At 55.6% G+C, this 25,521-nt stretch carries 19 protein-coding genes and 1 tRNA gene; 11 read left to right on the top strand and 9 right to left on the bottom strand.

Annotated elements, in window-relative coordinates; translation table 11 throughout:
* Window positions 1-120: 120 nt before the first annotated feature.
* The 3 genes from HZS81_RS07950 to HZS81_RS07940 all read left to right on the top strand — a co-directional run bounded on the left by HZS81_RS07950 (window position 121) and on the right by HZS81_RS07940 (window position 7,086).
* Complete coding sequence (locus HZS81_RS07950; RefSeq protein WP_179930021.1) at window positions 121-453, top strand: hypothetical protein; 333 nt, start codon at window positions 121-123, stop codon at window positions 451-453.
* Between the two features lie 180 nt (window positions 454-633).
* Window positions 634-1,224, top strand: a complete 591-nt coding sequence (locus HZS81_RS07945; RefSeq protein ID WP_179930020.1) for a polyamine aminopropyltransferase — start codon at window positions 634-636, stop codon at window positions 1,222-1,224.
* 474 nt (window positions 1,225-1,698) lie between these two features.
* The gene (locus HZS81_RS07940; RefSeq protein WP_179930019.1) at window positions 1,699-7,086 is read left to right on the top strand and encodes an NACHT domain-containing protein; all 5,388 of its coding nucleotides are present in this window, start codon (window positions 1,699-1,701) and stop codon (window positions 7,084-7,086) included.
* Between the two features lie 240 nt (window positions 7,087-7,326).
* Here the strand turns inward: HZS81_RS07940 and HZS81_RS07935 are convergent, their stop codons facing one another.
* From HZS81_RS07935 to HZS81_RS07925, 3 genes are read right to left on the bottom strand one after another with little or no spacing between them, the layout of a single operon-like run.
* Window positions 7,327-8,283, bottom strand: a complete 957-nt coding sequence (locus HZS81_RS07935; protein ID WP_179930018.1) for a TraI domain-containing protein — start codon at window positions 8,281-8,283, stop codon at window positions 7,327-7,329.
* Window positions 8,270-9,508 (bottom strand): tyrosine-type recombinase/integrase, encoded by a 1,239-nt coding sequence (locus tag HZS81_RS07930; RefSeq protein WP_179930017.1) that lies wholly within the window; start codon window positions 9,506-9,508, stop codon window positions 8,270-8,272. Before HZS81_RS07930 ends, HZS81_RS07935 begins: the two co-directional genes overlap by 14 nt.
* A complete protein-coding gene (locus HZS81_RS07925; RefSeq protein ID WP_179930016.1) occupies window positions 9,501-9,740 on the bottom strand; it encodes a hypothetical protein in 240 nt (79 codons plus the stop codon). Before HZS81_RS07925 ends, HZS81_RS07930 begins: the two co-directional genes overlap by 8 nt.
* Before the next feature lie 151 nt (window positions 9,741-9,891).
* On the opposite strand from HZS81_RS07925, the gene HZS81_RS07920 reads away from it, so the two are divergent.
* Window positions 9,892-10,116 (top strand): helix-turn-helix domain-containing protein, encoded by a 225-nt coding sequence (locus HZS81_RS07920; RefSeq protein ID WP_179930015.1) that lies wholly within the window; start codon window positions 9,892-9,894, stop codon window positions 10,114-10,116.
* Window positions 10,117-10,278: 162 nt separating this feature from the next.
* Here the strand turns inward: HZS81_RS07920 and HZS81_RS07915 are convergent.
* Window positions 10,279-10,355 (bottom strand) — tRNA-Met (locus HZS81_RS07915).
* A gap of 289 nt (window positions 10,356-10,644) precedes the next feature.
* Between HZS81_RS07915 and phbB the strand changes: the two genes are divergently transcribed.
* Window positions 10,645-11,391, top strand: a complete 747-nt coding sequence (gene phbB / locus HZS81_RS07910) for an acetoacetyl-CoA reductase (RefSeq protein WP_179930014.1) — start codon at window positions 10,645-10,647, stop codon at window positions 11,389-11,391.
* Between the two features lie 123 nt (window positions 11,392-11,514).
* Here the strand turns inward: phbB and HZS81_RS07905 are convergent, their stop codons facing one another.
* Window positions 11,515-14,331, bottom strand: a complete 2,817-nt coding sequence (locus tag HZS81_RS07905; RefSeq protein WP_179930013.1) for a DUF349 domain-containing protein — start codon at window positions 14,329-14,331, stop codon at window positions 11,515-11,517.
* A gap of 283 nt (window positions 14,332-14,614) precedes the next feature.
* On the opposite strand from HZS81_RS07905, the gene minC reads away from it, so the two are divergent.
* The 4 genes from minC (at window position 14,615) to sbcB (ending at window position 18,260) form a co-directional block, all read left to right on the top strand.
* A complete protein-coding gene (gene minC, locus HZS81_RS07900; protein WP_179930012.1) occupies window positions 14,615-15,364 on the top strand; it encodes a septum site-determining protein MinC in 750 nt (249 codons plus the stop codon).
* A gap of 268 nt (window positions 15,365-15,632) precedes the next feature.
* Window positions 15,633-16,451 carry a septum site-determining protein MinD gene (minD, locus tag HZS81_RS07895; protein ID WP_179930011.1) on the top strand — a complete coding sequence of 273 codons (819 nt, stop codon included), beginning with the start codon at window positions 15,633-15,635 and terminating at the stop codon, window positions 16,449-16,451.
* Window positions 16,448-16,699, top strand: coding sequence for a cell division topological specificity factor MinE (gene minE, locus HZS81_RS07890; RefSeq protein ID WP_179930010.1), 252 nt, complete (start codon window positions 16,448-16,450; stop codon window positions 16,697-16,699). Before minD ends, minE begins: the two co-directional genes overlap by 4 nt.
* A 61-nt stretch (window positions 16,700-16,760) precedes the next feature.
* On the top strand, window positions 16,761-18,260 hold the full coding sequence (gene sbcB / locus HZS81_RS07885) for an exodeoxyribonuclease I (protein ID WP_179930009.1): 1,500 nt from the start codon (window positions 16,761-16,763) through the stop codon (window positions 18,258-18,260).
* A gap of 75 nt (window positions 18,261-18,335) precedes the next feature.
* Here the strand turns inward: sbcB and HZS81_RS07880 are convergent, their stop codons facing one another.
* Both HZS81_RS07880 and HZS81_RS07875 read right to left on the bottom strand, forming a co-directional pair.
* On the bottom strand, window positions 18,336-21,182 hold the full coding sequence (locus tag HZS81_RS07880) for an insulinase family protein (protein WP_179930008.1): 2,847 nt from the start codon (window positions 21,180-21,182) through the stop codon (window positions 18,336-18,338).
* Between the two features lie 9 nt (window positions 21,183-21,191).
* Complete coding sequence (locus HZS81_RS07875; RefSeq protein WP_179930007.1) at window positions 21,192-21,866, bottom strand: SOS response-associated peptidase family protein; 675 nt, start codon at window positions 21,864-21,866, stop codon at window positions 21,192-21,194.
* 189 nt (window positions 21,867-22,055) lie between these two features.
* Here HZS81_RS07875 and HZS81_RS07870 point away from each other — a divergent pair, with 189 nt between their 5' ends.
* Both HZS81_RS07870 and HZS81_RS07865 read left to right on the top strand, forming a co-directional pair.
* A complete protein-coding gene (locus HZS81_RS07870; protein WP_179930006.1) occupies window positions 22,056-22,670 on the top strand; it encodes a TetR/AcrR family transcriptional regulator in 615 nt (204 codons plus the stop codon).
* Entirely contained in the window at window positions 22,667-23,326 is a 660-nt protein-coding gene (locus HZS81_RS07865) for a 1-acyl-sn-glycerol-3-phosphate acyltransferase (protein ID WP_179930005.1), read from the top strand. The genes HZS81_RS07870 and HZS81_RS07865 overlap by 4 nt, the downstream gene beginning before the upstream one ends.
* Before the next feature lie 17 nt (window positions 23,327-23,343).
* Here the strand turns inward: HZS81_RS07865 and HZS81_RS07860 are convergent, their stop codons facing one another.
* Window positions 23,344-24,618, bottom strand: a complete 1,275-nt coding sequence (locus HZS81_RS07860; protein ID WP_179930004.1) for an HlyC/CorC family transporter — start codon at window positions 24,616-24,618, stop codon at window positions 23,344-23,346.
* A gap of 95 nt (window positions 24,619-24,713) precedes the next feature.
* Window positions 24,714-25,511, bottom strand: a complete 798-nt coding sequence (locus HZS81_RS07855) for a cytochrome C assembly family protein (protein ID WP_179930003.1) — start codon at window positions 25,509-25,511, stop codon at window positions 24,714-24,716.
* Window positions 25,512-25,521 lie beyond the last annotated feature (10 nt).

Genomic DNA, 25,521 nt, shown 5'->3' with positions numbered 1-25,521 from the left:
AAGCCCCCCACTGTACTAGCCAAGTCCGGGTTGGGTCCGGTAGCACCGTCCGATATTGAACTCGTCCATACCTCCGGAACTATGCTGCGGGGGGGTGGGCCAAGAGGAGAGGCGTGGATCGTGATGGCGGAAGGTAAGCGGGCAGGTACCGCCTACATCAACGTCATCGAGGATTCGATCAGAGGGCCGCACGCTTCATTTCACGTGTTCCTGAATCGACCGAGCCAGGGACGGCAGATCGGTCGTAGGGTTTACCAGCTCGGTTGCGCTAATAGTCAGCACGAGATCATCTATGCGCACATGCGCAAGTCAAACACCGCATCACGTAACGCGGCCTTTCATGCAGGCTTCATCAACGCAACGGCCCCAGAAGACTCTCAACTCGTCTTGGTATGGTACCGTCAGCCGCCCAGCTCCAGGGATGAAGCAGCCCTGGAGAGCAGCGATTCATGACGACTAGCGGATACCGAGTTAGATAGGGCGCTCATGATTTGTATCTCATAGGTTGGTTGAAGCGCAGCATCTGACCCCGGCACCTTTGGGCACGGGATGGTAGCTCAATCCGCAGGTATCACAAGACTTCGTTTCTCGATACACAAAATGAAACGTCTTACGTAATGAAGGAAAAAGCGTTTGAACACCATCGAGCTACAATTCGACGAAAAAAACTCAGATGTTTTGATCTGGAACGGCCAAGTCGTCATGTCTCGGACTGAGGAAGAGTACTTTGAGGCACTATTCGCCCGCCTTCGCTATCTCAGCCCATCGAAAGTGTTAGAAATCGGCTTCGGATTAGGCATATCTGCGGCCCTGATCCAAAAACACTTAATGCCAGCTCAGCACGACATCTTTGAAGTTGAGCAGGGAATTTATATGGATCTACAGGAGTTTGCCAATAGACACGCCAGCGTGCGCCCTTTTTTTAGTGCCTGGCAAACAGTACAGAATGAAGAAAAGTACGACTTTATATTCTATGACCCTTTTGACTATATCCCTCACGGTCAATTCCCGTCCTATAGCAAATCCGAGACGGCAACTCGACTGAAGCAGCTTCTCACTCCCTCAGGTTTACTATGCCATCCGCATTTTGGTGATGGAGACGTTCCTGATGTGGAAGGGTTTGACACTGTCATCGTGGAGCGGCTGCAGGTTAAGCCAATTAGGATGGCCGACGAGAGTACCTGTGAGGATGTGGCGATTGTCTACCACCAGCCTAAAGCTTAGCTGATAGCTGCTTTGTATCTCTATAGGCCGTCAGTAAACCATACCCGCGTGTCTGCAGTTATAACAATTACATGCACACCGACAGCAAAAGCGCCGCTCGTCTCTCGCTTCGCTTTTGCTGTCGGTGATGTGGGGCGTTACAACAGAATAACCTAAAAGACCGCTCTTGGCCGGGTGCATAACTTCAAGCTAATCTGATAGGTGTGCGGCTGTTTACGACCCAAAGCTGTCTTTTGAATTCCAGCTGTAGATGACCGCAATGCAGTGGGAGCGGTCGGCGACCCGACCTCGGAAAACACCTAAGGTTGCGATAACCGGGCCTCATTAGGCGTCCACGCGCGCGGTTACTGGCTGGCCACCTTAGATAGACTGAGTGCTGATCTCTTGCGAAGTACAGTCCAGGCGCATAACCTGCCTCAATCGGGCAGTCGGTTCCTCGGCTGATGGCTATTCAAGTATTTTCAGGCTAGCGAGATGGCACAATCCCCTGAACTCGCCGGCGGCGAGGGGTTCACCTTTGAAGGCGACGCAGCTGCGTACTATCTAACTGCGCTGCTAGCTGAGGCATATGCACCTGGCATCGATGATCGAACCGTTGTCCGCGTGTCGGTTCAGCAGCGCGATTTTGATGAGCCGCTCGATGATGTGATCGTCGATTTTGAAGACACCGCAAAGAACCCTGCTCGCCTTAGCCTCCAGGTAAAGCGTTCGCTCACGATCAGTAAGGCGGAAACGAACTCCGACTTTTGCGACATCATTCGCGACAGTTGGGCTACTCTCAACAAGCCTGATTTCCGCATTAACATCGACCGCTATGGAGCAGCAGTTGGCACCGTTACCCCCGCCAAGGAACGAGCTCTCAAAACTCTTTGTGATTGGGCCCGTGAAAGCCTGACGGCTAACCATTTCGACGCTCGCTTTGAGGCAGAGGGGAATGCCAGTGCCAACATCATAGCGGTCAAAAATGACGTCGTAGCCCTGCTGGAAGAGACGAAGGGGACACCATGCACGTGTGAAGAAGTGCATCAGTTCCTTGCTCACTTCGTACTCATTCAGTTCGACTTCCTTCGCGAAGGCGCCACTGACCCCTCTGACGCCATTAATCGCATCCGAGATTGCCTCGCACCCGATGACGCACCCAAGGCCCCACTGGTCTGGTCGCGCACCGTTCAGCTAGCTCGCGCATCAGCCGGTAAAGCAGGCCAATATGATCGCGCGCGGCTTGTGCGTTCTATCTCCCCTGTCGCACGCCTTCGCGGCGCAAACTCCTTTCGAATAGCCCTCGACAAGTTGACGGAGCTCGGAAAGAGCTACGCGAACTTCATACCCGACGATGTTGGCGGAACGAAGCTCGACCGAACCGCGCTCCTTAAGGCCCTGGACACCAAACTCATCGGAGCCCGTGTCGTCCAGGTCCGCGGCATGCCAGGAAGTGGTAAATCAGTCTTGGTGAGACGAGCGGTACAACGCGCGCTGGAACACGGACCAGTCCTCTTCCTCAAAGCAGAACAGCTCGAAGGCAGCAGTTGGATCAGTTACGCGACCTCGCAGGGTCTCTCTGGTCCTCCTTTGGAGCAACTTCTCGTGGAGATCGGAGCCGCCGGCACTCCCATTCTGTTCATCGATGCAATCGATCGCATCGAGAAAGAGCACCAGCCCATCATCCTCGACGTGATCCGCGCCGTAGTGGAGTCACCGTTGCTCGATAACTGGCGTATTGTCGTCTCCCTTCGAGACACTGGCATTGAAGTGCTTCGGAATTGGTTGGGCGACTTCCTTGACGCTCTAACTGTCGAGACCCTTGGCGTTGATCAGCTGATTGATGAAGAGGCCGAGACGCTCGCAAAAGCCAAGCCACACCTCAGGCCACTTCTATTTGGATCACACCAGGTGCAGGAGATCGTCCGCCGCCCCTTTTTTGCGAAGGTGCTGGACCAGAGTTACGTGGCCGATCCTAGTGCCCCGACATTTGCCCCTCAATCTGAAGTCGATCTGATCGAGAATTGGTGGCGACGGGGCGGCTACAACGAGACCGGTCAAAATGCGATTGAACGCCAGCGAGAGCTGCTCAATTTAGCTTCTCTTCGTTCCCGCAAACTTAGCCAGCCGATTCGCCTTAGTCAACTAACCTCGGTCGCACACGTCGATGATTTTAGATCGGATGGCATACTTCAGAACGCTCGAGAAGGGATCTCCGTTCGTTTCGCTCACGATATTTTCTTCGAATGGGCCTTCTTCCATGTCCTGGTCGATCATGGGGCTCAATGGATGGAAGAGATCAAAGCCTGCGGAGAGCCACCAGCGGTAGCACGCGTCGTCGAACTTCTCTCCCAATGGGAATACATGCAAGGAGAAGACTGGTCAGCGTACCTCGCCCAGACCGAAGGTTCGGACCTTCGATCACAATGGCTGCGCGCGTGGCTGGTCGGCCCCCTCGGAACCGCGAGGTTCGAAGTTGATGAGAACCAGTTCGCGACGGCGGTCTTTGCCGACGACTTCCGCCTGTTCAGGAAGGCTCTCGTCTGGTTTCAGGCGGAGAAGACCTCCCCCAATGTGAATATCCTCGCTGGTAACCTCCCACAGGAGCAACGCCAACGGTTTGCTGATCTTCTCGGGTGGCCGTCCGACTTCAGTGCGTGGCGCCGCCTCATCGACTTTATCCTACGGCGCATTTCCGACATTCCGCAGAGACTCTATCCGGAGATCGTGGCTATCTTCGAGGTTTGGCAGAACGCCTTAGCCGATCTTCGCAACCCAACGTCTCGCGCTCTTCTCCAACAATGCGCGACCTGGCTCGCTGCCATCGACGAGATTAGTACTTCCGATGGGCCGGACGAGAACTCCGCGTACTGGGAGAAGGTGCCCAATCTGGAATCTTTCCGAAAATCTCTGGGGCGGCTCCTCTTAAGAGCGTCGAGAGCCGAGCCGATCCTTGCGGCCGACTATTTGCAGCGCGTCACCGACTCAGAGCGCATTCGTGACGACGCGTTTCATGACACCATCACCTTCTCACCCGTTCTTGCCCAATCGCTGCCTCAGTCGCTCGTCGATCTTTCCCTGGCTTTTCTGCAGGAGGAGCTTCCAGCAGACCGGGTTGTCAGAGAAGAACAGAAACTTCAAGCCGCATCCGTGCGGCGAAAAAGAATCTCGGCTAAGCCGGCAGCCGAGCGCACGCCTCAAGAACAAAGGGCGCTTTCCACGGCACCTTTTCTACACACCATCGGTGACTTCAACCGCCACGACTGGAACAGACTCTCGATCCACGATGATTACCGATGCTTTTCACCCCCTTCGCCACTTCGAGAGCCCTTTCACTCGCTTTTCCAATCAACGCCTAAAGAGGCACTGCGGCTCCTTCGGGAACTCTGCAATCATGCGATGAATGCTTGGCGTCAACTGCACCGATATTCTCGTGACCGTGATGGCACCCCCATACCGCTAGATCTCACTTTTCCCTGGGGATCCCAAAGGTTCTGGGGCACCGACCAGGAGTATCTTTGGTTTCGTTCGACAGGGGCGCCGAATGCCATCGGTTGTGGTTTTCTTGCGCTTGAGGAATGGTGCTTCGCCGAGCTTGCGCGCGGCCGGCCTGTTAGCGAGCTGATCCAGCAATGCGTCGAGGGGAACGAGTGCATTGCCGTCTTGGGCATCGCGGCAATGCTCGCGCTCCACACCGAAACCGTGTCCGAAGCTACATTGCCGCTCATAACCTCTCAGCGCCTGTTGGCGGCAGACCATAACAGATGGACGCAAGACCTTTCGCCGATTGCTATTAGCCTAATCGGCTTTACCTCTCGTACCGATAAGCCTCACATTGAGGCGATTCAAGCAGCAAATAACCGTCCGATTCGCAAGACAGAGCTTAGATGGATGGTGCCAAGATTCGTCTTTACGGCGGGCCCTATCCGTGACCGAGCCTGTGAAGCAATCCTTAAATTCAAGGACGAACTGCCCTATCAGTACGAGGAGCACCGCAACAATCTGAAGGCAAGGGAGCATCTCACAGCGCAGGCCCTCGAATATACAGAGCTGGCGAACCCTAAAAATTATCAGGCGTACCGTACCAAAGAAGAGTCGGACCAGATTTCGATTGTCCATGTGAGTCCTTCTGCCGCTAAGCCTGAAAAAGTCGCTAGGGCCGAAGAAGCTTCTAAGTGGCTTAAGCAAACGGGCCTTTGGACGTGGGCGTCGAAGTCCTTCGAAGAGAAGGCACTGAATGACACCTACGCTATTGAGGATGCCATAGCACTAGCCAAAGAAGCGGACACCAAAGGGTTATTCGAGCATTCAAACAACGAGAACGACGAAGAACTTTTCAATATGCGTCGCGGTGCGGTCGCCGCTACCGCCGCCATCGCGCTCAACTTTCGGGAAGAATGCACTCAAGAAGACCTTGAGTGGGCTCGTGAGGTCCTTAGTCGTGCGATCCAGTTGCCAGAAGAAGCTAATCGGATGCAGTCGCCTAGCTCCGTTATACCCTGGCATCATGCGATATATGTCGCACGCGGCCTCGCAGCGGACCTCCGCGAAGCTTCAGCAACAAAAAGCACAGCGCGGGACCTCATGTGGCTGATTACGCACCCACTGGAAGTCGTTTGGTTGACCGCCCTCGAAGAAGCCTGCACGCTTTGTTTCAAAGATCCCAAGCTGACTTGGAGCATACTGGTACTGGCATTATCGCGCTGTCACGTTTCACCACGATCATATGATCATCGCAATCAGCATAATGAAACCTTCCACTCATCAAGCGAAGTGCAATCGGCGGTCGACGCGGTGATAGCATTCTATGAGCAAGGAAGCGAATGGCCCTCCCTTCCGCTACCACCTCCAGCGTGGGTGAAAGTGGACCACGATAAGGGACAGCGTTGGCATCAAGCCTACGAAGATTACGATGCAGATGATGCATTTGACGCGAATGAGATGTGGGGAGAGCCAGATGTCATTTGGCATTCAGAACAAGCTGCAAAAATTCTTGAGCAAATTCCCTTCGAGGAGATACTGAGAAGTAAGGCGAAAAGGGATTTACTCGATTTCCTAGCTGGCTTACTCGAATGGACAAATCAGAAGAATGCGCCGCCTTGGGTGAGGCCCGGACGTCGAAACCGGTCAGCCACTCGAATTTTAGAATGGACCCACAGTCTGGGGTCGAGCCTTGGTCGAGTAGCCGGGCTTCTCCCTCTTAGTGATTTTCAGACCCTCTTCCTCGATCCGATTCTGGCGCTTGAGGGAGACAATTGCTGGGCTCTCCTTTCTCCATTCGCGAGCACCTATATCTGCTCCTACGTATACGATGCGAAGGTTATTCCAGCTGATTCAATCGCCATACTCGATCTCTGTCTTGAACGACTTCTTCAGGACTCTGCTTTCAATCGCGACGCCTATCGAAGTGGAGAATTCTCAGGATTCGATCAACCCAAGCTAGTCAACACATTGATGTTTGTCTCAGTCGAACACGCGGGCTTGGCCGCCCGCTACGTGAATGGCGACTGGTCCGAAATCAGCCGTATCCTGCCACTCATTGATCGTTTCGTTCGCGCTGGCGGATGGGCTGCTTCCGTAATGGACCCGTTCTTGACGCTCTGTGAGCGAGCTAAGGCCAACTACCCGGCCGAAGCTTTCGCTGACCAATTGCTCGCGATCACCGGCGACGGACCTGACAATCTAAAGGGGTGGCATGGAGCGTTCATTCCAGCGCGCATCGCGGAGCTGGTGCAGCACTTCGCACATCGTGATGCGCCGATGACGCTGGCTCTGGCTCAGAAATTCCTGCGCATCCTCGACATGTTGGTCGACATGGGCGACCGGCGAAGTGCGGCGCTTCAGCTTGGCGAGGCATTCCGCGAGATTCGTTTGCCTTCCTAGCCTGAGGATTGGTCTTAAAGGACTTTATTTAATAAGGACTGAAAGCGTTATAAACGTTGCACAAGCAATCAGCTTTTTTATCGGTAGCTTGTGGTCAATGTGGAAAATCTAAAGGCTGATGTATGAAAGCTAACTTTCTTATGTGTGGATGGCATGTCCACTTGTGGCCGAAATCTGACGCCTAAAAAAAGCCGCCAAACGAAATCCGCTGGCGGCATTAGGGTGGTTTCATACCGACTACTATTGTGGCTGTAACGTTGGTCCTTCCGGTCGCCAGAAGAGATTTTGACCCAGACGGCTAAAGCCCCAGCCACCGGTGCGGCTAAACGCCCGTTGTTGGTTATCGGCCATCGCACTCTGTCCATCGGCATCACGAACATAGCGGGCTAGTGTCATCGCGGCTGGCTGGCCATATCGCGCGCCGGGTGAAGCGCATGTCCAAACATGACGCAGCATGATCGCCAGGTCAGGCGCGTGCTGATCCAAATACCCCAATCCGTAGGCGCAGGCTTCCAAGGTAAACGCATCGTGGCTGCAAAGCTTCCAGGCGGCATTCGGCTTCCCTTTTGAGTCGTACGTGTAGGTTTTGCCAATATCGTGCAATAACCCCGCGACGAAGCACGTCTCTTGCATGAGGCGTGAGGTGTCGGGCTCGTTAAGGCGCAGCATCGCCACGGCATTGTTGGCCACATCCAGCGAATGCTGCAGCAAGCCGCCCGGATAGGCGTGGTGATACGATACGCTCGCCGGGGCGTTTAAAAAAGCCTCCATGCGATCTTGGCGCTCCAACACCCGCGTCAAAAACTCACGCAGATGCGCTGAGTGCAGCGACTGAGCGGTCGATACGAGCTGGTCAAAAGTCTCCAGCACCGGGCAGTAAACCCGGGGCAGCGATTGCAACGTTGCTAGCGCGGTCACTTCATCTTGCGTCGCTGGGCGAAATTCGTGGAGCATGAACGGGCCCGATAAGCCCTTAACGCCGGTGGCCGTCACCGTATCCAGGTGACCGATGCGCTCGGGTACTGACGTTTTATCCAAATTCAGCAGCGCCACGTGATCCCCTTCGCAATCACTTAACCGCAACTTCAAGAAAGGCGTTTTCACATCATCAAAAAACGCCACGCGCCCCGTAAGCCGGTAGGTGCCCGTGAAAGAACGGGCAAGATGGGCCGGGCGGTGAGTATCAAGCGGTTTCATGGGAACCCTCCTTCCGAGAAGTGACAGGACGGGTGTTGCCCAGTAAACGCTCAAAAGCCGAGCCATCCATGCGCGTAGCATTAGGAACGTAGCGTGAGTAGACCTTAAACAGCATCTCGGTGGAGCTGTGGCCCAGTACCCGCGCGACCCATTCCGGGTTTTCCCCCGACGCCAGGAAGAGCGTCGCGGCGGTATGGCGGGTCTGGTAAGGGCGCCGCTTGTTCAGCCCGAGGGCTTTCAGCAGCGGGTACCACACCCGCTTGGTGACGTTGTTGTGGTCCAGTGGCTGCCCCAGCTGATTACAGAACACGTACTCGCTCTTATGTCCGGTCGCCGCGTACTGCGTTTTGAGGGCGTCATATACCTGACCGAACATGGGAATTTCACGTTGAGAACCGTCTGTTTTGGTGTACTCCGTTTCCCCGTTGATCAGCGTCTCGCGCACCAGGATTTCCCGCTTGGCAAAATCGACGTTTTTCCATTTCAGGCCGTCAATCTCGCCGGTACGCATTCCGGTAAAAAAACGCACGGTGTAATAGTTTCGATAATCTGGGCGGACGTTATCGATGATGCGCTGCACCTCTTGCAGTGAGAACGGCTCGATATGGGTTTTCTGCAGCTTTAACGGCTTGATGTTCTTGTAGGGCGTCTCGAAATCAAAACGCTCTGCCGCCTCATCCAGCACCATCCGCAAAATGGTCATGTGGCTATTGATCGTCTTGGGCGAAACCACTCCCGTGGCACTGCGTCCTTTGCGTTTGGCCAGCTTGGCCCGAAACCCCATGATGTCGGCTTTGGTGATGTCGCCCACCGGCTTTTTGCCGAAGGCGGGGATGAGCGAGCTGTCTAGGATTGAGCTGACGTTACGAACATGCGATGAGCGCCATTGGATCTTGTTTTCTTCAAACCACTGCGCCGCAAAGTCGCTGAACAGGGGAGTGTCGGCAGGTGCTTGATGGCTCCCAGGATGAGGTTCTGGGACGGTGTGACTTTTAGCGGCTTCGTCTAAACCCAGCTTGCGAAGGTTTTTACTACCAGGAAAGAACTCGGCGTAGTCAAAGTCACCTAGCAAAATTTTGGCTTCTACGCGTGCCAGCAGCTGCTCAACTTTTTTGCGATTGCTTGGGGTGTCTTGTAATGCTGTTTGTTCGCGGAGACGTAACCCGCGATAGAAAAAATCCAAATAAAGCTTCCCCGTCTCTTTGCGCTTGCGAACCTTACCCATGGCTAACACCTCCGTTGGCCATAGGAATGGCGATATTGCAGGTGGCATTTTTTAACATTTCTTTCTCTACGGCTTCCCAGAGAAAGAGGATTTTCCGGCGTCCGAAAGGTTTAATGTAGTGAGTGCCTTCGATCAGGACGCTATCTTTGAGCTGTTGCCGGATAGTGCGGCAGTCATACTTGATGCGCTTAGCAAGCTCTTCAGTCGTTAGATAGGTGTATGACGCTTCCATCGAAAACCTCCAAGGAGAGTGGTATTCTGCGTGGCGAAAAGGCATTCAAAAAATCAGAATGTCATCCTGAATGTTATTTTAGACAGCATTAGACCATTTGCAAGGTTTTTTTGCCATTCAGGATGACAAAAATACTTTTGGGGAGGTTTAGATGGTTCGTTGTCACCTGGCTCGCTTGATGGGTGAGCACAAAATGAAAATTGTCGATGTGGCGCGTGACACGGGACTCAATCGGAACACGGTGACGTTGCTTTATAAGGAAACGGCTCAACGAGTCGAGCTGGATGCACTGGATAAGCTATGCAAATTATTCAAGTGTGAGGTGGGAGACTTGTTGGAATTTCAAGATGAGCGTGGGCAGACACAAAAAGATTGAACGGTTAGCGCTAGTTGCCTGAAGGTCATAAGAAAAAAATTGCGGAGGAAGGCGTATAGCCAATGTGGCACATATACGTCACATATGTGTCACAAGAAGTTAGTATGCTAAAGACAACAAAAAAGGCAGACCAGTAAGTGACTGATCTGCCTCTGAAAATATTGGTAGCGGGGACCGGATTTGAACCGATGACCTTCGGGTTATGAGCCCGACGAGCTACCAGACTGCTCCACCCCGCATCAACGTGTTGCGTATACTACGCTTTTTTAGCGCTGCGTCAAGGTATAATTCCAAACCTTTGCCTTATAGCCGTTAGTGCCGTCTTGCATGCAACATGACTGTATTAAAGCTATGCTGGTATAACAAAGACATATCCTTAGCTTACAACAACAAGGTTTGTTGGCGGCATGCGTAAACAAACGCAAATAAGCGTGTCGTCGATGTTTTGGCGCAATCGCGCCTGTTCATAAAATGGCTTGCGAAACACGAACGTGATCCAAGCCATGCGTCATATCAGGGAGGTAGTCTATGGCCAATCAAGCCCCCGTCGCCTGGGTAACTGGTGGAACTGGTGGTATCGGTACGGCAATTTGCCGCACGTTAGCAGATGCGGGTTACCAGGTAGTAGCGGGTTACCGTAACCCCGACAAAGCCAAAACCTGGCTGGAAACGCAAAAAGCCGATGGCTACAATAATATTGCGCTTTCCGGGGTTGATCTTTCTGACTTTAATGCGTGCCTTGACGGTGCGCGCGAAATTGAAAGTCAGCATGGCCCAATTACTGTGCTAGTTAACTGTGCGGGGATTACCCGAGACGGCACACTGAAGAAGATGTCGCACGACCAGTGGAGCGAGGTAATCGATACCAACCTCAATAGTGTCTTCAATACCTGTCGCAGCGTTATCGAGAGCATGTTGGAGCACGGCTACGGTCGCATTATCAATATCTCTTCCATCAACGGTCGGAAAGGCCAGTTTGGGCAGGTGAACTACGCCGCAGCTAAGGCGGGGATGCACGGCCTTACCATGTCGCTGGCGCAAGAAACAGCGACAAAAGGCATTACCGTTAACACGGTCTCTCCCGGTTATATCGCAACCGATATGATTATGAATATTCCGGAGAAAGTCCGAGAAGCCATTCGCGAAACCATTCCGGTGAAGCGTTACGGCACGCCAGAAGAAATTGGCCGTTTGGTAACATTCCTGGCAGATAAAGAGTCAGGCTTTATTACCGGTGCTAACATCGATATCAACGGTGGCCAATTTATGGGGTAAATCCTCATCTGTTTGCAACTGTTTGACAGCGATAGAAATGCAAAGCGGGAGGCCTAGAGCCTCCCGCTTTGTTGTTACGAGCTGTTGTTACCTACTGATGGTTCGTTAAATGTGAGTGGCTTGTTATGGCGGCGGTAGGCGCGAGAGCTGTGAAAGCAGGTCGTCGAGCTCGCCCACCTCGGCGTTCCACAATGTTTCCGGCATCGGGCCGAGCGCGAGTAGCGCGGTAAGAATCGCTTCCAGCTCTTCGGCACGGCTACGTGATTGCTGAAGGCCGTCGTTTAAGCGCTCGACTTGAATGGCTAAACGAAGCGGCTCGTCGCTTTGCCTCACGCGTCCCAGCGCAAGTAGCGAGAGATGAACGCGCAACCTTGCCAGTTCTTCGCGGATGGCCTCTTGCTGCGTTGCATCGAACGTGGTGGCGTTTGTACGCAGTGCATTGCGGGTTTCATGGGCCGGTATAAACGCGGCTGGCATGGGGGCATTGAGTGACGCGTCGGCGTCGACGGGTGTTATCGCGTCAGGATTGTCTAGCGCTTGTTGGTCGGCGGCTAGATGTGCATTGACGAGCGGCAAAATATCTTGCCACTGGGTGACTTTCGCCACAATGTCTACGCGGTTTAAGCGTTCCCGCCGGGCGCGAACGATGCCGCTCAAGCGCTTTTGCATGCCGTCACTCCGCCGGCTTCTGGGGAGCGGCTCTAATGCCTCCGCTTCGCGCAGAAACGCTTCAAGCGTTGCGGCATCGTCAGGGCTATTGGGCTGCCAGGCGTCCATGCGTTCAATCAGTGCCTGCATGGCATCAAGCTGTTGCTGCTGATGCGCGACGCGCTCTGATTGCTGGGCGTCACGCTGGGCAAATACCTGATCACAGGCGTGGCGGAAGGCCTTCCATAGCGCTTGTTCTTCGCCTTTAGGCGCGCGGCCCAGTTGGCGCCACTGCTGCTGCAAATGCTTTGCCTGCTGTGTGCGTGTGCTGATCGGCGTGTCGCTTGCGTCAACAAGGGCTCGCGCTTGCTCGACCAACTCGCGCTTTCGCTCAGCGATGACATGGGCGCGTTCGTCGATCAGTGCCTGCAGGCGGTGACGCACGCGTCCAAAGCGGCGACCGATGCTCTCAGCGTGCTCGCGAGGCACCGGTGAGTAGTGGCGCCACTGGTGGCGGGCTTTATCGCGAATTTCGCGCAGCACGTCAGGGTCGGCGTCGGCAGAAGGCTGTTCTAACAGCGCTTCTAGCTGTTCGCATAGCGCTTGCCGGGCAGCGAGGTTTTCTTGCCGCTGCTGGGTTAGGCGCTCACGCCAAGGCGCTAGGCGCTCGTGAATGCGGTCTGAGGCGGCGCGAAAGCGTGCGGAAAGTTCGCGGTTGGTGGCGGCGTCGCCTAGGGATTTCCACTCTTTGACGAGCTGCCGGTGACGACGGTCTAGCGCGGCGTCGTCGAGGTGCGAGTCGTCAGCAAGCGCCTCAATGCTTTCACATAGCTGCTCGCGCTTGGGGCCGGCAACAAATCCGCGCCAATCGCGTAGCTCTGCAAGCCTGGCACCTAGGTGTTTGAGCCGTGAGATAAGCGGCTTAGCCTGCTTGCCACTAAGCGCCTCAACCTGTGGTTTAATGCGCTGATGCTGGCGGCTAGCGCTTTTGAAAGCGCCGCGCTCAAGCAGGTGCTCAAAGGCGTCGAGCTCTTGGTTTAGCGTCTCTAGTGTGGCAGGCGTAGGTGCGGCCGCCGTGCTTTCTTCTTGGTGGGCGTTAAGGGCCGCTTGAGCCCGCTGCAGAAGCATTGGCGCAACCAGCTTGTCGGGCCAGCGGCAGGCACTCACATGCGCCGCAAGGCCAGCGTAATCGGCATCATTTAACGCGTCTTCAATCGCCGGCTGCTCGGCGAGCCAGCGCTCCCACGCGGCGCTGATTTCCTCGTAGCGTTGCATCGCGCGGTGGTAGCGCTCGCTGCTGGCATCGCTTGGCAGATGCGTATCCGAAAGCGTTTGCCAGCGTTGGGCCAGTAAGCGGTGTTGAGCGCGTAAGCTGTCGATATCTTGGTGATTTATGCTCTCGCCGTGCTGCAAGCCGTCTAAGCTCTCTTCCAGTCCTTCAAGAAGCTGCTCGCGGGTGGCCTCGGCGTCTTCTTGTTGCTGTTGGCGCTGCTGGCGTGCCTGTTCTTGGGTTTCGTGGTCGTGAAGGGTCTTTCGGCACGCCATCACCGCCTGTTGGTAGCGCGCGTCTTGCTCAGCGGTAGGGGGCTTTTCAAGCTGCTCCCATTCGCGCTGGAGATGGCGGAAACGGCCAGCATAGAACGGCTCCCAGGGCGATTTTGCATGCTGCTCTAATGCGTTCAGTAGCACTTCGCGCCGCTCGTGCTGTTTTTCCCCCCACTCGGCGTCGGCCTTGAGGCGGTTTAACCGCTCCCGCGCGAGGCGAAGCACTTGGCGGTCACGGCGCGACTCTTTGAGTAGCCGCTTGAGGCCAGCTTCACTTTCTACCTGCTCCGCGGCGCGGTGGCGAACGGCCACCACGGCGTTGTGGCATGCTTGGTGAATAAAATCGTCTTCTGTGCTGAGCTGCTCAAGGGCGCTCAAGCGCAAGTCTAGATTATCGCCGCCTAGAGCCACGGCGTTGAGCAAGCGCGAATCGTCAAGCTCACCCAGCTTGGCTTGGCGCTCGGCTAAATCGTGTTGGCCGGCCTGCCCGCAGAGGCGCGCTAAGATAGCGTTGAACCACGCCTCAATATCGCGATGTTGCGGGTAGGCCGCTATCAGCCCGTCGAGATCATCGAGGGCGACTAAAGCCTCCAGGCGAATATCGGCCTGATCATCGTTAGCCAGTGTTTTGAGCGTTTGATACTGCTCAGGCTTTGTGGGGTCGAGGCGTGAAAGGGCCTGGCGACGCACCTCGGGGTCGGGATGTTGCCACCGAGGAGCGAACAGGCGTCGTAACAGTCCGTGCATGGGTCATCCTGCTGTGAGGGGCCTAGCGAAAAAAAATATACGTAAAAAACCGATCAGCGTCTTCTGGCGGTTGCAGTTGCCTGCGCTGTCGCTTAGTTTTGGCTGACATAGTGTCGCTGGTGCGTCCTTATGATGGTGCCTCCTTATAGAGCAGATTCTTTATAGAGCTGAGCCCTTATAGAGCAGCGTCTTTATAGGACGGAGAATGTTAAGCTCCACCGCCGTAGCGCATGGGAATGCGCTACCTTTATATTCTACCTGATCAAGACATGGAGTTTCGGCCATGAATCTAAAAGCGGATAGTGCCGACGTGGCCTTCACTTTTAAAGGCGGCATGTTGCCCATGACGGTTATGGAGCTAAACAGCGCCGATCCTGAACAGATCCGCCAGCAGCTTGAGGGCAAGCTCTCCCAGTCGCCAGCGTTCTTTCAGCATACACCGGTTGTCCTGAGTGTGGAAAAGCTTGATACCCCGAACCTGGCACTTGAACGGATTTGCGCGGTGTGCCGTGACCATAAACTGCTGCCGGTAGCGGTACGCGGCGGGACAGACCCCGTGAAGCAGTCGGCGTGGGCGCTGGGGCTTGGCTGGTTTGCCCCGGTGCAAGAGGAGCGTGCGCGTCGCTTAGCCAGCATTGCGGCGGAAAACGACAGCGCAGAGGACCAAGCGCCCCAGGACACGCCGGACGAGGTCGTTGAATCATCCGGTGCACGGGTATACCGCGGTACGGTGCGCTCCGGGCAGCAGGTAAGTGCGTCAACGGGGGACTTAGTGGTGATCGGTGCGGTTAATGCCGGGGCCGAAGTGCTGGCAGCGGGTAGTATCCACGTTTATGGCGCGTTGCGGGGGCGAGCGCTTGCGGGGATTCATGGCAATTTAGGCGCCGGTATTTATTGTCGCGAGCTTAATGCGGAGCTGTTATCGGTAGCGGGTAATTATAAACGCCTGGAAGATATTGATGCGCGCCGTCTCGGGATGCCTGCTGAAGTGCATTTTGCAAGTGAGCAGTTGGAGATTAAACCCCTGGCGTGAACCGGTAAAAAACGGGGGTAATACCCCTTAATACGGTGCTCTTAATAAAGTAAGCTTAGCGCTAATTTTAGAGAATTGATTTTTCAAGGCTGAGTTTTTTCGAGATTTAGTTTTATTAATGGGGACGGGTAAGCGCTCAACCATTCGCGGGATGCCAGGGCGCACGGTGGTAGCGTATGATGCTGGGCAGTCAACATAGTAATCCACGACTAAAGCGTGCGCGATGCACGCCGGCAGAGCGTGCACAATGTCAAAAAGGAAGAAGACCTTGGCCAAAATCATTGTAGTAACCTCAGGTAAAGGTGGGGTCGGCAAAACCACTAGTGCCGCCGCGATTTCTACCGGCCTGGCGCTGCGCGGTAAAAAAACCGTCGTCATCGACTTCGACGTGGGCCTGCGCAACCTGGATTTGATTATGGGGTGCGAACGGCGCGTGGTGTACGACCTGGTCAACGTGATTCAAGGTGAAGCCGGGCTGAATCAGGCGCTGATTCGCGATAAGCGGGTTGAGAATCTATTTATTCTCCCTGCTTCGCAAACCCGTGATAAAGATGCGCTGACCCAAGAAGGCGTAGAAGAAATTCTTGCTAAGCTCAGAGAAGAGTTCGATTACATTATTTGCGACTCGCCGGCCGGCATTGAGCGCGGTGCGCAGTTGGCAATGTATTTTGCCGATGAAGCGGTTGTGGTGACCAACCCCGAAGTGTCGTCGGTGCGCGACTCTGACCGTATTCTGGGATTGTTGGCGTCCAAAACGCGCCGCGCCGAACGCAGCGACGACCCGATTAAAGAGCACCTGCTGATCACGCGCTACAATCCGGATCGTGTCACTAGCGGCGATATGCTGACCTTGGACGATATCCGCGAAATTCTTGCCATTGACCTTTTGGGCTTGATTCCGGAGTCGGAAGCGGTGCTGCGCGCTTCTAACCAAGGGGTCCCCGTGACCCACGATGCGTCAAGCGACGCCGGGCAGGCTTACACTGATACCGTGGCTCGCCTGCTAGGTGAAGACGTACCGCTACGCTTTCATCAAGCCCAGAAGAAAGGAATTCTGACGCGCATGTTTGGGGGAAGTCGCCGATGAAACTTATGGAGTTTTTGAAACGCGAGCGCAAAAAGTCGGCCTCGGTGGCGAAAGAGCGCTTGCAGATCATTGTGGCGCACCAGCGTAGCCAGCGCGGCCAGCCAGATTACATGCCAATGCTTGAGCGCGAGCTTTTGGAAGTGATTCGTCGTTACGTCCATGTTGACGACGATGCGATTCAAATCTCGTTGGATAGCGAAGACAACTGCTCGGTACTAGAGCTAAACGTTACCCTGCCCAAAAGCTAACGTTTATTAGTCATCTTGGTTTAGTCGTTTTTTATTAAAAATAAGTGGAGCACGGGTTTACATGGCGCCACCTAACGCGGCCCCGGCCAGCTTTCTCTGGCACGATTACGAAACGTTTGGCGCCGATCCTCGGCGAGATCGCCCGGCGCAATTTGCCGCGCTGCGTACTGACGCCGAGCTCAATGAAATCGGCGAGCCAATAGAGCTTTACTGTAAGCCCGCCGATGATTTTCTGCCTCACCCGGCGGCGTGCCTTATCACCGGTATTACCCCGCAAAAAGCCCGCCGCAAAGGTTTGCCTGAGGCAGAATTTGCCGGAGAAGTGCTGCGCCACATGAACGAGTCTGGCACGTGCGTGGTGGGCTACAATAGCTTGCGCTTTGACGATGAAATCTCGCGCCACCTTTTTTACCGCAACCTGCTCGACCCCTATGCACGGGAGTGGCAAAACGGTAATTCCCGCTGGGATTTAATCGATGTGGTGCGTGCGTTTTATGCCTTGCGCCCGACGGGCATCGAATGGCCACTACGCGATGACGGCGCACCGAGTTTTAAGCTGGAAGACCTTACGGCTGCCAATGGCATTGAACACGCCGGTGCCCACGATGCGCTGGCCGATGTGCGTGCCACCATTGCCCTGGCGCGGCTTCTGCGCGAGCGCAATGCCAACTTGTTTGACTACCTGCTGGGACTTCGTGGTAAACGCGCGGTGGCCAAGTTGTTGGATCTCCCTCACGCCAAACCGCTTTTGCATATTTCCCGCCGTTATCCGGCAAGCCGCGGCTGTAGCGCGTTGGTCATGCCGCTGGCGGAGCACCCCTCCAACCCCAACGGGGTGATTGTTTACGATTTGAGTGTCGACCCGAGTGAACTTTTATCGCTCTCAGCCGCACAAGTACGTGAACGCGTATTTGTCAGCCAGCAGGATTTGGCCGAAGGCGAAACACGTATTCCGCTGAAAGTCATCCACATCAATCGCTGCCCGGTGGTGTTTCCGGCCAGCGCTTTGAAAGATGTTTCTGGCCCGCATCAGGGCGAATATGGCGACATCGTTTCCCGCCTAGAGCTGGATTTGCCGGCTTGCCGTGAGCACTGGAAAACACTGCACGACAATATCGTGCCGGTGGCCAGCAAAGTGGCAGACGTGTTTTCTGAAGGCTATGCCGAGGGCGTGCAAGACCCTGACTTGATGCTCTACTCTGGCGGCTTTTTCTCTGCGGCAGATCGCCAGCAGATGGAGCGCGTGCGCAGCATGGACGCATGGGATCTGGTCGGGCAGCGCTTTGCCTTCCAAGACCCGCGCCTAGAGGAAATGGTATTTCGCTATCGGGCGCGCAGCTACCCCGAAACCCTGGAAGGTGAGGAGCTAGCGCAGTGGGAGGCGTTTCGCTGGTCACGGCTCAATGATCCGGCTCTGGCGGGCTTTACGCTGAAGGATTTTGCCCGTGAGATCGAGCATTATAATCAGCAATCACTCACTGACCGCGAACGGCAAATCCTTGAAGAGTTAGTGATGCATATCGAGGCGATTTTGCCGGCTCAAGCTTTTGATGCTGACTAACGAGGATGGAGGGGCGCATTGCCCCTCCTAATAGATTGCTCGTAATGGGTTTGTTCGTAATTGAGTTGCTAGCGATTAGCGCGCAAAAGCCTCAAGCGACTCGCGGTAGGCTTTCACGTCACTTTTCTCATCTTCCGGGTCAAAGCGGATATCGAGCTGCCCCTCGCGCAGCGAGTTCCATAAGGCGCGCAGTTCATCCGCACTTACCTCAAGGGCTAAATCGGCGCGCTGTTCATGCCGATTGAACGCTACTTCATCCAATGCCGTGGCCTGCCAGTGGCGGTTAGCCAGTGCCTCCAGTCGGGTGTCGCGCTGGGTTAGGCGCTCATAAACTGCCTGGCGATAGGGCGCTAGCGCCTCGTCGTCAAGCTCGCTCAAACGTACTTCGGCATCCTGTAGAAATGCGTCCATGCGCTCGGCAATCACGGCACTTTGTGTATCCGGTGACTGCACCACAAGCGCTATGCCCGGTGCTTCGAGTAGTGGTGAGTAGCCAGCATTGACAATATAGCCTAGCTGCTCTTCGGTGCGCAGGCGCTGGTAGAACGGTGTCTGCAGCCGTTGCGCGAGCACACTGGCGGCCGCCTGTTGTTCAAGCGTGGCGGCATCCCCCTGCAGGTAGCGCAAAACTAGCGACTCGTCTCGTGTGCTATTGGGGTGCAGCACCGGGGCATCCGCGCTGACGTTAAGCGGTGTCAATTGGGTGATGTTATCGGGCGTTAAGCGCGGGCGCAGTTGGCCGCGAATCAGCTCGGCCTGGTGTTTGGCTTGGGCCTCGCTCACATTGCCGACGGCCATGGCATCGACATACAGCGCGTCTAAAAAGCGCCGGCGGAAGTCTTCAAGGTGGTGGCGCTTCAAACGCTCGCTCGCGGCTAAAAGCGCCTCGCTTGAAAACTGCGGGGTTAGGAGCGCCTCGCCGAGTGTGCGCTGCGCTTGACGCATAAGCGAATCATCCGGTGCGTTACGCCATCCTCGCTGCAGCTGGAATTTTATTCGCTCGAACGCACCGGCGGAGATGTCCGCCTCTGCCAGTTGCGTCAGCGTACGCTCAATCAGCGGGGTTTGGCCATCGCGCCAGCCGGAAAACGCCAGCGTGATGCCGCGCGAATGGGCATAGGAATTAAACGACTGCCCGGCAAGCCAAGCGGGGTAGAGCGATTCGTTCAAGCTATCGTTGAGCCACTGAGCCAATAGCCTTGTTAATACCGCCTCTTCAGCGGAATAGCTCGTGCTGGGGTGCTGCAGGCTAACGCGCCACTCCACCTTGGGGGTGTTAAAGCGATCCTCTTGCATGTGCCAAGCGCGGAAAGTAGGCGCCTCAATCAAAGGGCTTGGTTTTTCGTCGCTGCCCTCAAGAAGGGTTAAATCTTCGGCAATAAACGGATTGGGTCCAGGTAGCGCTAGGCCTTCCAGCGGCGTGCCGTCTGAGGTTGAGTTTACCTTGCGCCACTGGGTGTTAAACCACGGCGAGACGTGCTCGCTTTCTACCTCAGGGCCAGAGTAAACGCGTAGCATGTTCTCCGGCGTCAGGTTATTAAGGTAGGTACGGTGCATGTCGGCGTCAAAGCCATCCATGCGGTAGGGTGCATACTGCACGTCTTCGACCGGGTAGCGAGACAGGTTCATCGCAAGCCCAGTGGCTTCTTGCTGTGGCGCGCCGTGCTGCTGAAAGCGAAATGCCTGCTCACGCAGGTTAGCTTGCTCTTGGTAACGCCATTCCTCTAGGCCTTGCTTACGAATGTTATCGATGGCGGCAAAAAGTGTGGCTTCGATGTCGTCGAGGTGTTCGGCGCCATCCGGGGTGAGACTGATGGATACGCTAAATAGCGCATGTTCGCCATCGCGGTGGCCAACGCCAGCGGAGAGCCCATCGGCTAAGCCAGCCTCGCGCAGAACGGCAAGCACGCTGCCATCACTTTCATCGCCGATCAAATGCGCCAGGAGTTGGGTGGGTTGATGGGTGTAGTCGTCTATCGGGTCCGGAATCGGGAAGTGAAAACGGACCTGGCGGCTGTCCTTCAGCGACGCGCGCTCAAGGGTGAGTGGTAGCGCCTGTTCATCGACGAGTGGCGTACCAATCTGTGGTACGTCGAGTCCACGATTGGGGATGGCGGCAAAATGCTCGGCCACCCACGTTTCCAGCGTATCCAATGACTGTGGGGCGACAACGGCGAGCGTCATCACGTTGGCGTCGTAATGTTGATGATAAAAATCGATAACGCGCTCGCGCAATGTGGGCTCGCCTCCCGGCCGGTCGGCCAGGGTCTCGCGGCTACCCACGGAGAAGCTCGTCATTGGGTGGTCCGCATTTAAGACCTGATTCACCACGTCGTTTTCGCGCCGGCCTTCGTCGCGGATGCGCGCCATGTACTCGGAGTGGACAATATTCCGTTCGCTTTCGAGTTTTTCAGCGTTGAACAGCGGCGAGAGGAAAAACGCACTAAAGCGGTCGAGCGCACCCGGTAGTGCGGATGGCTCGATATCAAAGAAGTAGTTGGTATCTTGTGGCGCAGTAAAGGCGTTGTGCGAGCCGGCATTACGCGAAAGATAGCTTTGGTAGGCGTCCGATTCTGGGTACGGCTTGGTGCCGAGAAACAGCATGTGTTCAAGAAAGTGCGCCAACCCCTGAAGGTCTTCCGGGTCTTGTGCGCTGCCCACCCGCACGTTCATGGAGGCGGCGGCCTTATCGGCGTCGGGGGCACTCACCAGCAGGGTCTGCAGCCCGTTTTCCAGCGTGAGTACGCGGTAACTGCGCTCATCAAACGGGCTAACGATGGGCGTGACGGCCTCGCTAACGCCTTCAGCGCTATCGGCGCTAACACTAGGAAATCCGACCAGGCTAAGCGAAAGCATCGTACCCACCGCAAGCGGGGTTCGGGCAAGTGGACGGTATGGGTTCAACGTAATAACTCGTAACATTTACGACTCCTAGGGCGAAGCCCATTGCAGCATCGGGCCGACAGGGTGTGCGCAAGCCGGTGACTGATAGGCGGGGTTATTCACATGTTTTGATACCGGAAAAGCGCCCAACAGTTCCAACGGTGCGGGGGTTAATTGCTGTTTTGCCTTTGCGACGTCGGTTTCCGGATGGAGCCATTGATCCATGTCGTCAGGCGCAATAAGAGCGGGTAAACGGTCTGTGAGCGGTGAAAGCCATAGGTTGGCGGGCACGGTTATCAGTGCCATGGAATCGGCAAACTCGGTGAGGGTGGTGTGATAGCGGCACCAAAGCCCCGCCAGTAAGAGCGGCGTGCGCTGCACGTGGGTAATCAAATAGGGCTGTTTGCCCCGTGGCTTTATTTTCCACACGTAAAAACCGTTTACCGGGATGAGACAGCGCCGCGATTGAAACGCGTCGCGAAACATCGGGCGTGCGTCTAGCGTTTCGGCGCGCGCGCAGTGGGGCGCGTGATCAAGTACCTCCAGCCACGGCGGTGTCAGGCCCCAAAAGAGTGTGTTAAGACGGCGTTCGCCTTGTTCCCAGCGGATCGTCGACACGCCCTGGCGAGGGGCTAAATTTGGCGATGTCACGAAGGAATGGGCGACGTTAATGGCGAGCGCGTCAGGCAAGGCGTTGTCGCGAACATAAAGGCGTCCGGTCACACGAGCCTCCCAAGAGGTGAGGAATTAAAAACGCGGGGCAAAATAAACGTGGGAATGGAGTGCAATACAACATTCATGGCAAAATCGTATCGAAAACAGTGTTCGATATAGGGTATCCTAACGTATTCCCTTTCGACGCAACAGCGCAGAAAGGTTTCCCTCTTTTAGCGGTAAACCCAAGAGATCGCCATGGCCCGTCCACGACAGCATGCGCCCGATGCCCTCCACGCGCAGGTAATGCACGCCTGTGATACGTGGTTGGAGGACAAGCCCGTTCATGGTTTATCTCTGCGTGCCATTGCTCGCGAGGTGGGCTGCGCGCCAAGTACGCTACTGAAACTCTATGGCAGCTTCAACAACCTGCTGCAGTACGTCAACGTCGAAACCCTGGCGCGCTTGGAGCACACCATCACCACGTTAGCGGCGGATGACCCTGAGCCTTGGCTGCGTTCGCTGGCCCACGCTTACTGGCAATACGCCGAGCAAGCGTGCTACCGCTGGCAGCTGCTGTTTGACTACCCGCTCGCCCAGGAAGGGGAGCTCGATCAACGCCAAAGTGACTTGATCGAAGCGCTGTTCACCCAGGTCGAAACCTGCCTGAAACGCTACCAGCCCGCACTTGATGACCTTGAAGCGCGGCGCCTGGGGCGCACCCTGTGGGGCAGTGTGCATGGGCTGGTGCAATTAGGCTTGAATGAGCGGCTGGGCTATTGGCAGGGGCAGCAGCTGAAAGTCGATGAACTCTTAGAACAGCTTTTAAGTACGGTGCTGGCTGGGCTTCGTCACCGAGGAGTCGCTGGGTGAGGCGGCCGGTTGTCTTTGTGCGCCATGGGTTGCGCTGGGTGATTTTGCTGGTAATACGAGTCTGTTACCGCTTAACGGTGCACGGATGCCATCATGTGCCTAAAACGGGGGCTGCGCTGATGGTTTGCAACCACGTAAGTTACATGGATGCGTTGGTGCTGGGTGGGGCTAGCCCTCGGCCGGTGCGCTTTGTCATGGATCAGCCTATTTTTGAGTCGCCGTGGCTGAAGTGGTGGTTTCAACTGGTCGGGGCGATTCCGATTGATTCAGAGCGGCGCAATCCCGCTTCACTGCGTCGCGCGTTGGATGAGGTGAGCCAGGCATTAAAAAACGGCGAGATCGTGATGGTATTTCCCGAAGGCAAGCTGTCCCCCGATGGAGATATTCACACTTTTCGCCGCGGCTTAGAGACGATCCTTGCCCGAGATGCCGTGCCGGTGGTGCCGGCGGGGCTTGCTGGGCTTTGGGGGTCATGGACCTCCAAAAACGGCGGGCAGCCGCTAACGAAGTGGCCTAAGCGCTTTCGCGCTCGGGTGAGTTTACACTTCGGCCCGCCGGTTGATCCACGTATGGCCCAGGACGTCGCCCTGCGCCGCTACCTTGAGGCGCGGGTGCGGGTATTAAAAGCCGCTGCGCTAGAGGATTTGCGCCCCTAAAATTACCGACACTGTGGCTAACGTCGGCTGATACGTACCGCCTGCCAACAGCGTGCCGACGTGATCAAATTGTCACGCATCTCGATAATTTCCATGCGTGTGGTGCCGATCTGCAGACATACGGCGCCATCCGGGAAAGACTCCAAGTGCTCAAGAATCAAACCGTTTAGGGTCTTGGGGCCGTCGGTGGGTAAGTGCCAGCCCAATACCCTATTGATATCACGGATATTGGCGGTGCCTTCGATGATGTGGCTGCCGTCCTCCTGCGCGTGAATCTCCTGGTTCTCGGATACATCGGTCGTGAATTCACCCACAATCTCTTCGAGGATATCCTCTAACGTCACCAGCCCCTCAACGTCGCCATACTCATCCACGACAATGCCAATGCGGCGCTTTTGTTTTTGAAAATTGAGCAGCTGTGTGTGCAGCGGCGTAGATTCAGGAATGAAGTAGGGTTCGCGCGCCTCTTGGACGATCGCGGCTTTGGTGACCTCAGGGCGCGAGAGAAAACGTGCGGCGTTACGCAGGTGCAGCATGCCGATAATATTGTTGATATCGCCTTTGTAGACCGGAAGCCGCGTGTGCTGACTGGTACGGATTTGCTGCAAAATGTCATCAAGCGAGTCGTCAAGGTCGATGCCTAATACTTCTTGGCGAGGCACGAGAATGTCGTTCACCGTGACGTTCTCAAGATCAAGGATCGATAAGAGCATGGCTTGGTGGCGATAAGGAATCATGCTGCCGGCTTCGTGCACCACCGTGCGTAGCTCATCGCGGGTCAAGCTGTCGCCGCCATTTTCCACGCTTTTCACTCCTGCCAAGCGCAGCAAGCCGTTGGAAATCACGTTGACCAAAAATACCAGCGGGTAGAGCAACTTTAATAGCGGGAGAAGTATGCGTGAAGCAGGGTAGGCGATGCGTTCTGGCTTGATGGCGGCGTAGGTTTTGGGCGTCACCTCGGCAAAAATCAAAATCGTGATGGTCAGCAGGGCGGTGGCGATAGCAGGCCCTGTCACTTCACCGAAAAAGTGAATGGCAATAATGGTCGCAATCGACGCGGCTAGATTATTGACAAAGTTGTTACCAATTAAGATAACGCCGATGAGGCGGTCAGGACGCGCTAACAAATGCAGCACGCGTTTGGCCCGGGTGTCGCCGCTATTCGCCTGATGGCTCAGGCGATAGCGGTTGATCGACATCATGCCGGTCTCAGAGCTTGAGAAAAATGCAGACAGTAAAATGAGTAGCGCTAGCAGGCTAAAGAGTAGTCCCAGAGGGAAGTCGTCGCTCAAGTTGGGCGTCCTTTATTGCGTATCGAGCTTGATTTTCAGAAGTTAGGCTGGCGCGTGTCAAGGCAACGAAAGTCAGAGGGACACGTTAGACCCACCTAGCGGTGTAGCAATATCTCAAGCACAAACTTGCTGCCAAAATACGCCAGTAACAGAAAGCCGCAACCAGCGAGTGTCCATTTGACCGCGCGCATGCCACGCCAGCCAAAGCGGTAACGGCCTACTAATAACGTGGTAAACACGAGCCATGCAATAATAGAAAGCAGTGTTTTATGCACCAAGTGTTGGGCGAACAGGTTATCTAAAAAAATAAAACCGCTGGCGATGGAGAGCGTCAATAACAGCACGCCCGCCCAAACGAGTTCAAACAGCACCCGCTCCATGGTGGTTAGCGGCGGCAGCGACTGCACAATGCCGCGAATATGGTGATGGCGCAACGCTTGGTTTTGCAGGCCTACTAATACGGCTTGAACCGCGGCAATGGCGAGCAGAGCAAAAGCCAGGGCCGAGCTAATAGCGTGAAGCAAAATACCTGGGGTTAAGCCGGTTTCACTGCCTTGGCTGGGCAGCCCCGTCGCCACAATGAGTACAATGCCGGCGAGAGGAAAGAGCATCACGCCAGCGTTTAGCACCGGCTTGAACAAGCTGGCAACCAACACCACGTTGACTGCAACGGCCATGAAAAGCGTCGCGCTCGTGGTGAAGCCAGGCAGAAGCCCGGGCGCTTGCCCTAGCAGTTGGACCACCATGGGAATATGCAGCAGTAGGCCTAACGCCGCGATGATGCGCACCATGCCCGGGCGGGGCGGTACGCGACGCAAAAGTGTCATGCCCTGCCATGTTCCAGCGGCGATATAGAGAATAAAAGCCATCGTGGCGAAAGGGAGCGCCTGCATGATGCAATCC

Origin of the sequence: Vreelandella salicampi (assembly GCF_013415105.1) — a bacterium.
Lineage (GTDB): Bacteria > Pseudomonadota > Gammaproteobacteria > Pseudomonadales > Halomonadaceae > Vreelandella > Vreelandella salicampi.
Note: the sequence above shows the minus strand (reverse complement) of the source record. Positions and strands in the feature narration are given on the sequence as shown.

What these genes read in the sequence shown, in the direction of transcription:
- HZS81_RS07870 (WP_179930006.1), top strand. Translation starts at nt 22,056, where the DNA reads ATGGCCCGTCCACGACAGCATGCGCCCGATGCCCTCCACGCGCAGGTA.
- HZS81_RS07905 (WP_179930013.1), bottom strand. Translation starts at nt 14,331, where the DNA reads ATGCACGGACTGTTACGACGCCTGTTCGCTCCTCGGTGGCAACATCCC.
- HZS81_RS07880 (WP_179930008.1), bottom strand. Translation starts at nt 21,182, where the DNA reads ATGTTACGAGTTATTACGTTGAACCCATACCGTCCACTTGCCCGAACC.
- HZS81_RS07920 (WP_179930015.1), top strand. Translation starts at nt 9,892, where the DNA reads ATGGTTCGTTGTCACCTGGCTCGCTTGATGGGTGAGCACAAAATGAAA.
- HZS81_RS07855 (WP_179930003.1), bottom strand. Translation starts at nt 25,511, where the DNA reads ATGCAGGCGCTCCCTTTCGCCACGATGGCTTTTATTCTCTATATCGCC.
- HZS81_RS07925 (WP_179930016.1), bottom strand. Translation starts at nt 9,740, where the DNA reads ATGGAAGCGTCATACACCTATCTAACGACTGAAGAGCTTGCTAAGCGC.
- HZS81_RS07930 (WP_179930017.1), bottom strand. Translation starts at nt 9,508, where the DNA reads ATGGGTAAGGTTCGCAAGCGCAAAGAGACGGGGAAGCTTTATTTGGAT.
- sbcB (WP_179930009.1), top strand. Translation starts at nt 16,761, where the DNA reads ATGGCGCCACCTAACGCGGCCCCGGCCAGCTTTCTCTGGCACGATTAC.
- minC (WP_179930012.1), top strand. Translation starts at nt 14,615, where the DNA reads ATGAATCTAAAAGCGGATAGTGCCGACGTGGCCTTCACTTTTAAAGGC.
- phbB (WP_179930014.1), top strand. Translation starts at nt 10,645, where the DNA reads ATGGCCAATCAAGCCCCCGTCGCCTGGGTAACTGGTGGAACTGGTGGT.
- HZS81_RS07935 (WP_179930018.1), bottom strand. Translation starts at nt 8,283, where the DNA reads ATGAAACCGCTTGATACTCACCGCCCGGCCCATCTTGCCCGTTCTTTC.
- HZS81_RS07940 (WP_179930019.1), top strand. Translation starts at nt 1,699, where the DNA reads ATGGCACAATCCCCTGAACTCGCCGGCGGCGAGGGGTTCACCTTTGAA.
- minE (WP_179930010.1), top strand. Translation starts at nt 16,448, where the DNA reads ATGAAACTTATGGAGTTTTTGAAACGCGAGCGCAAAAAGTCGGCCTCG.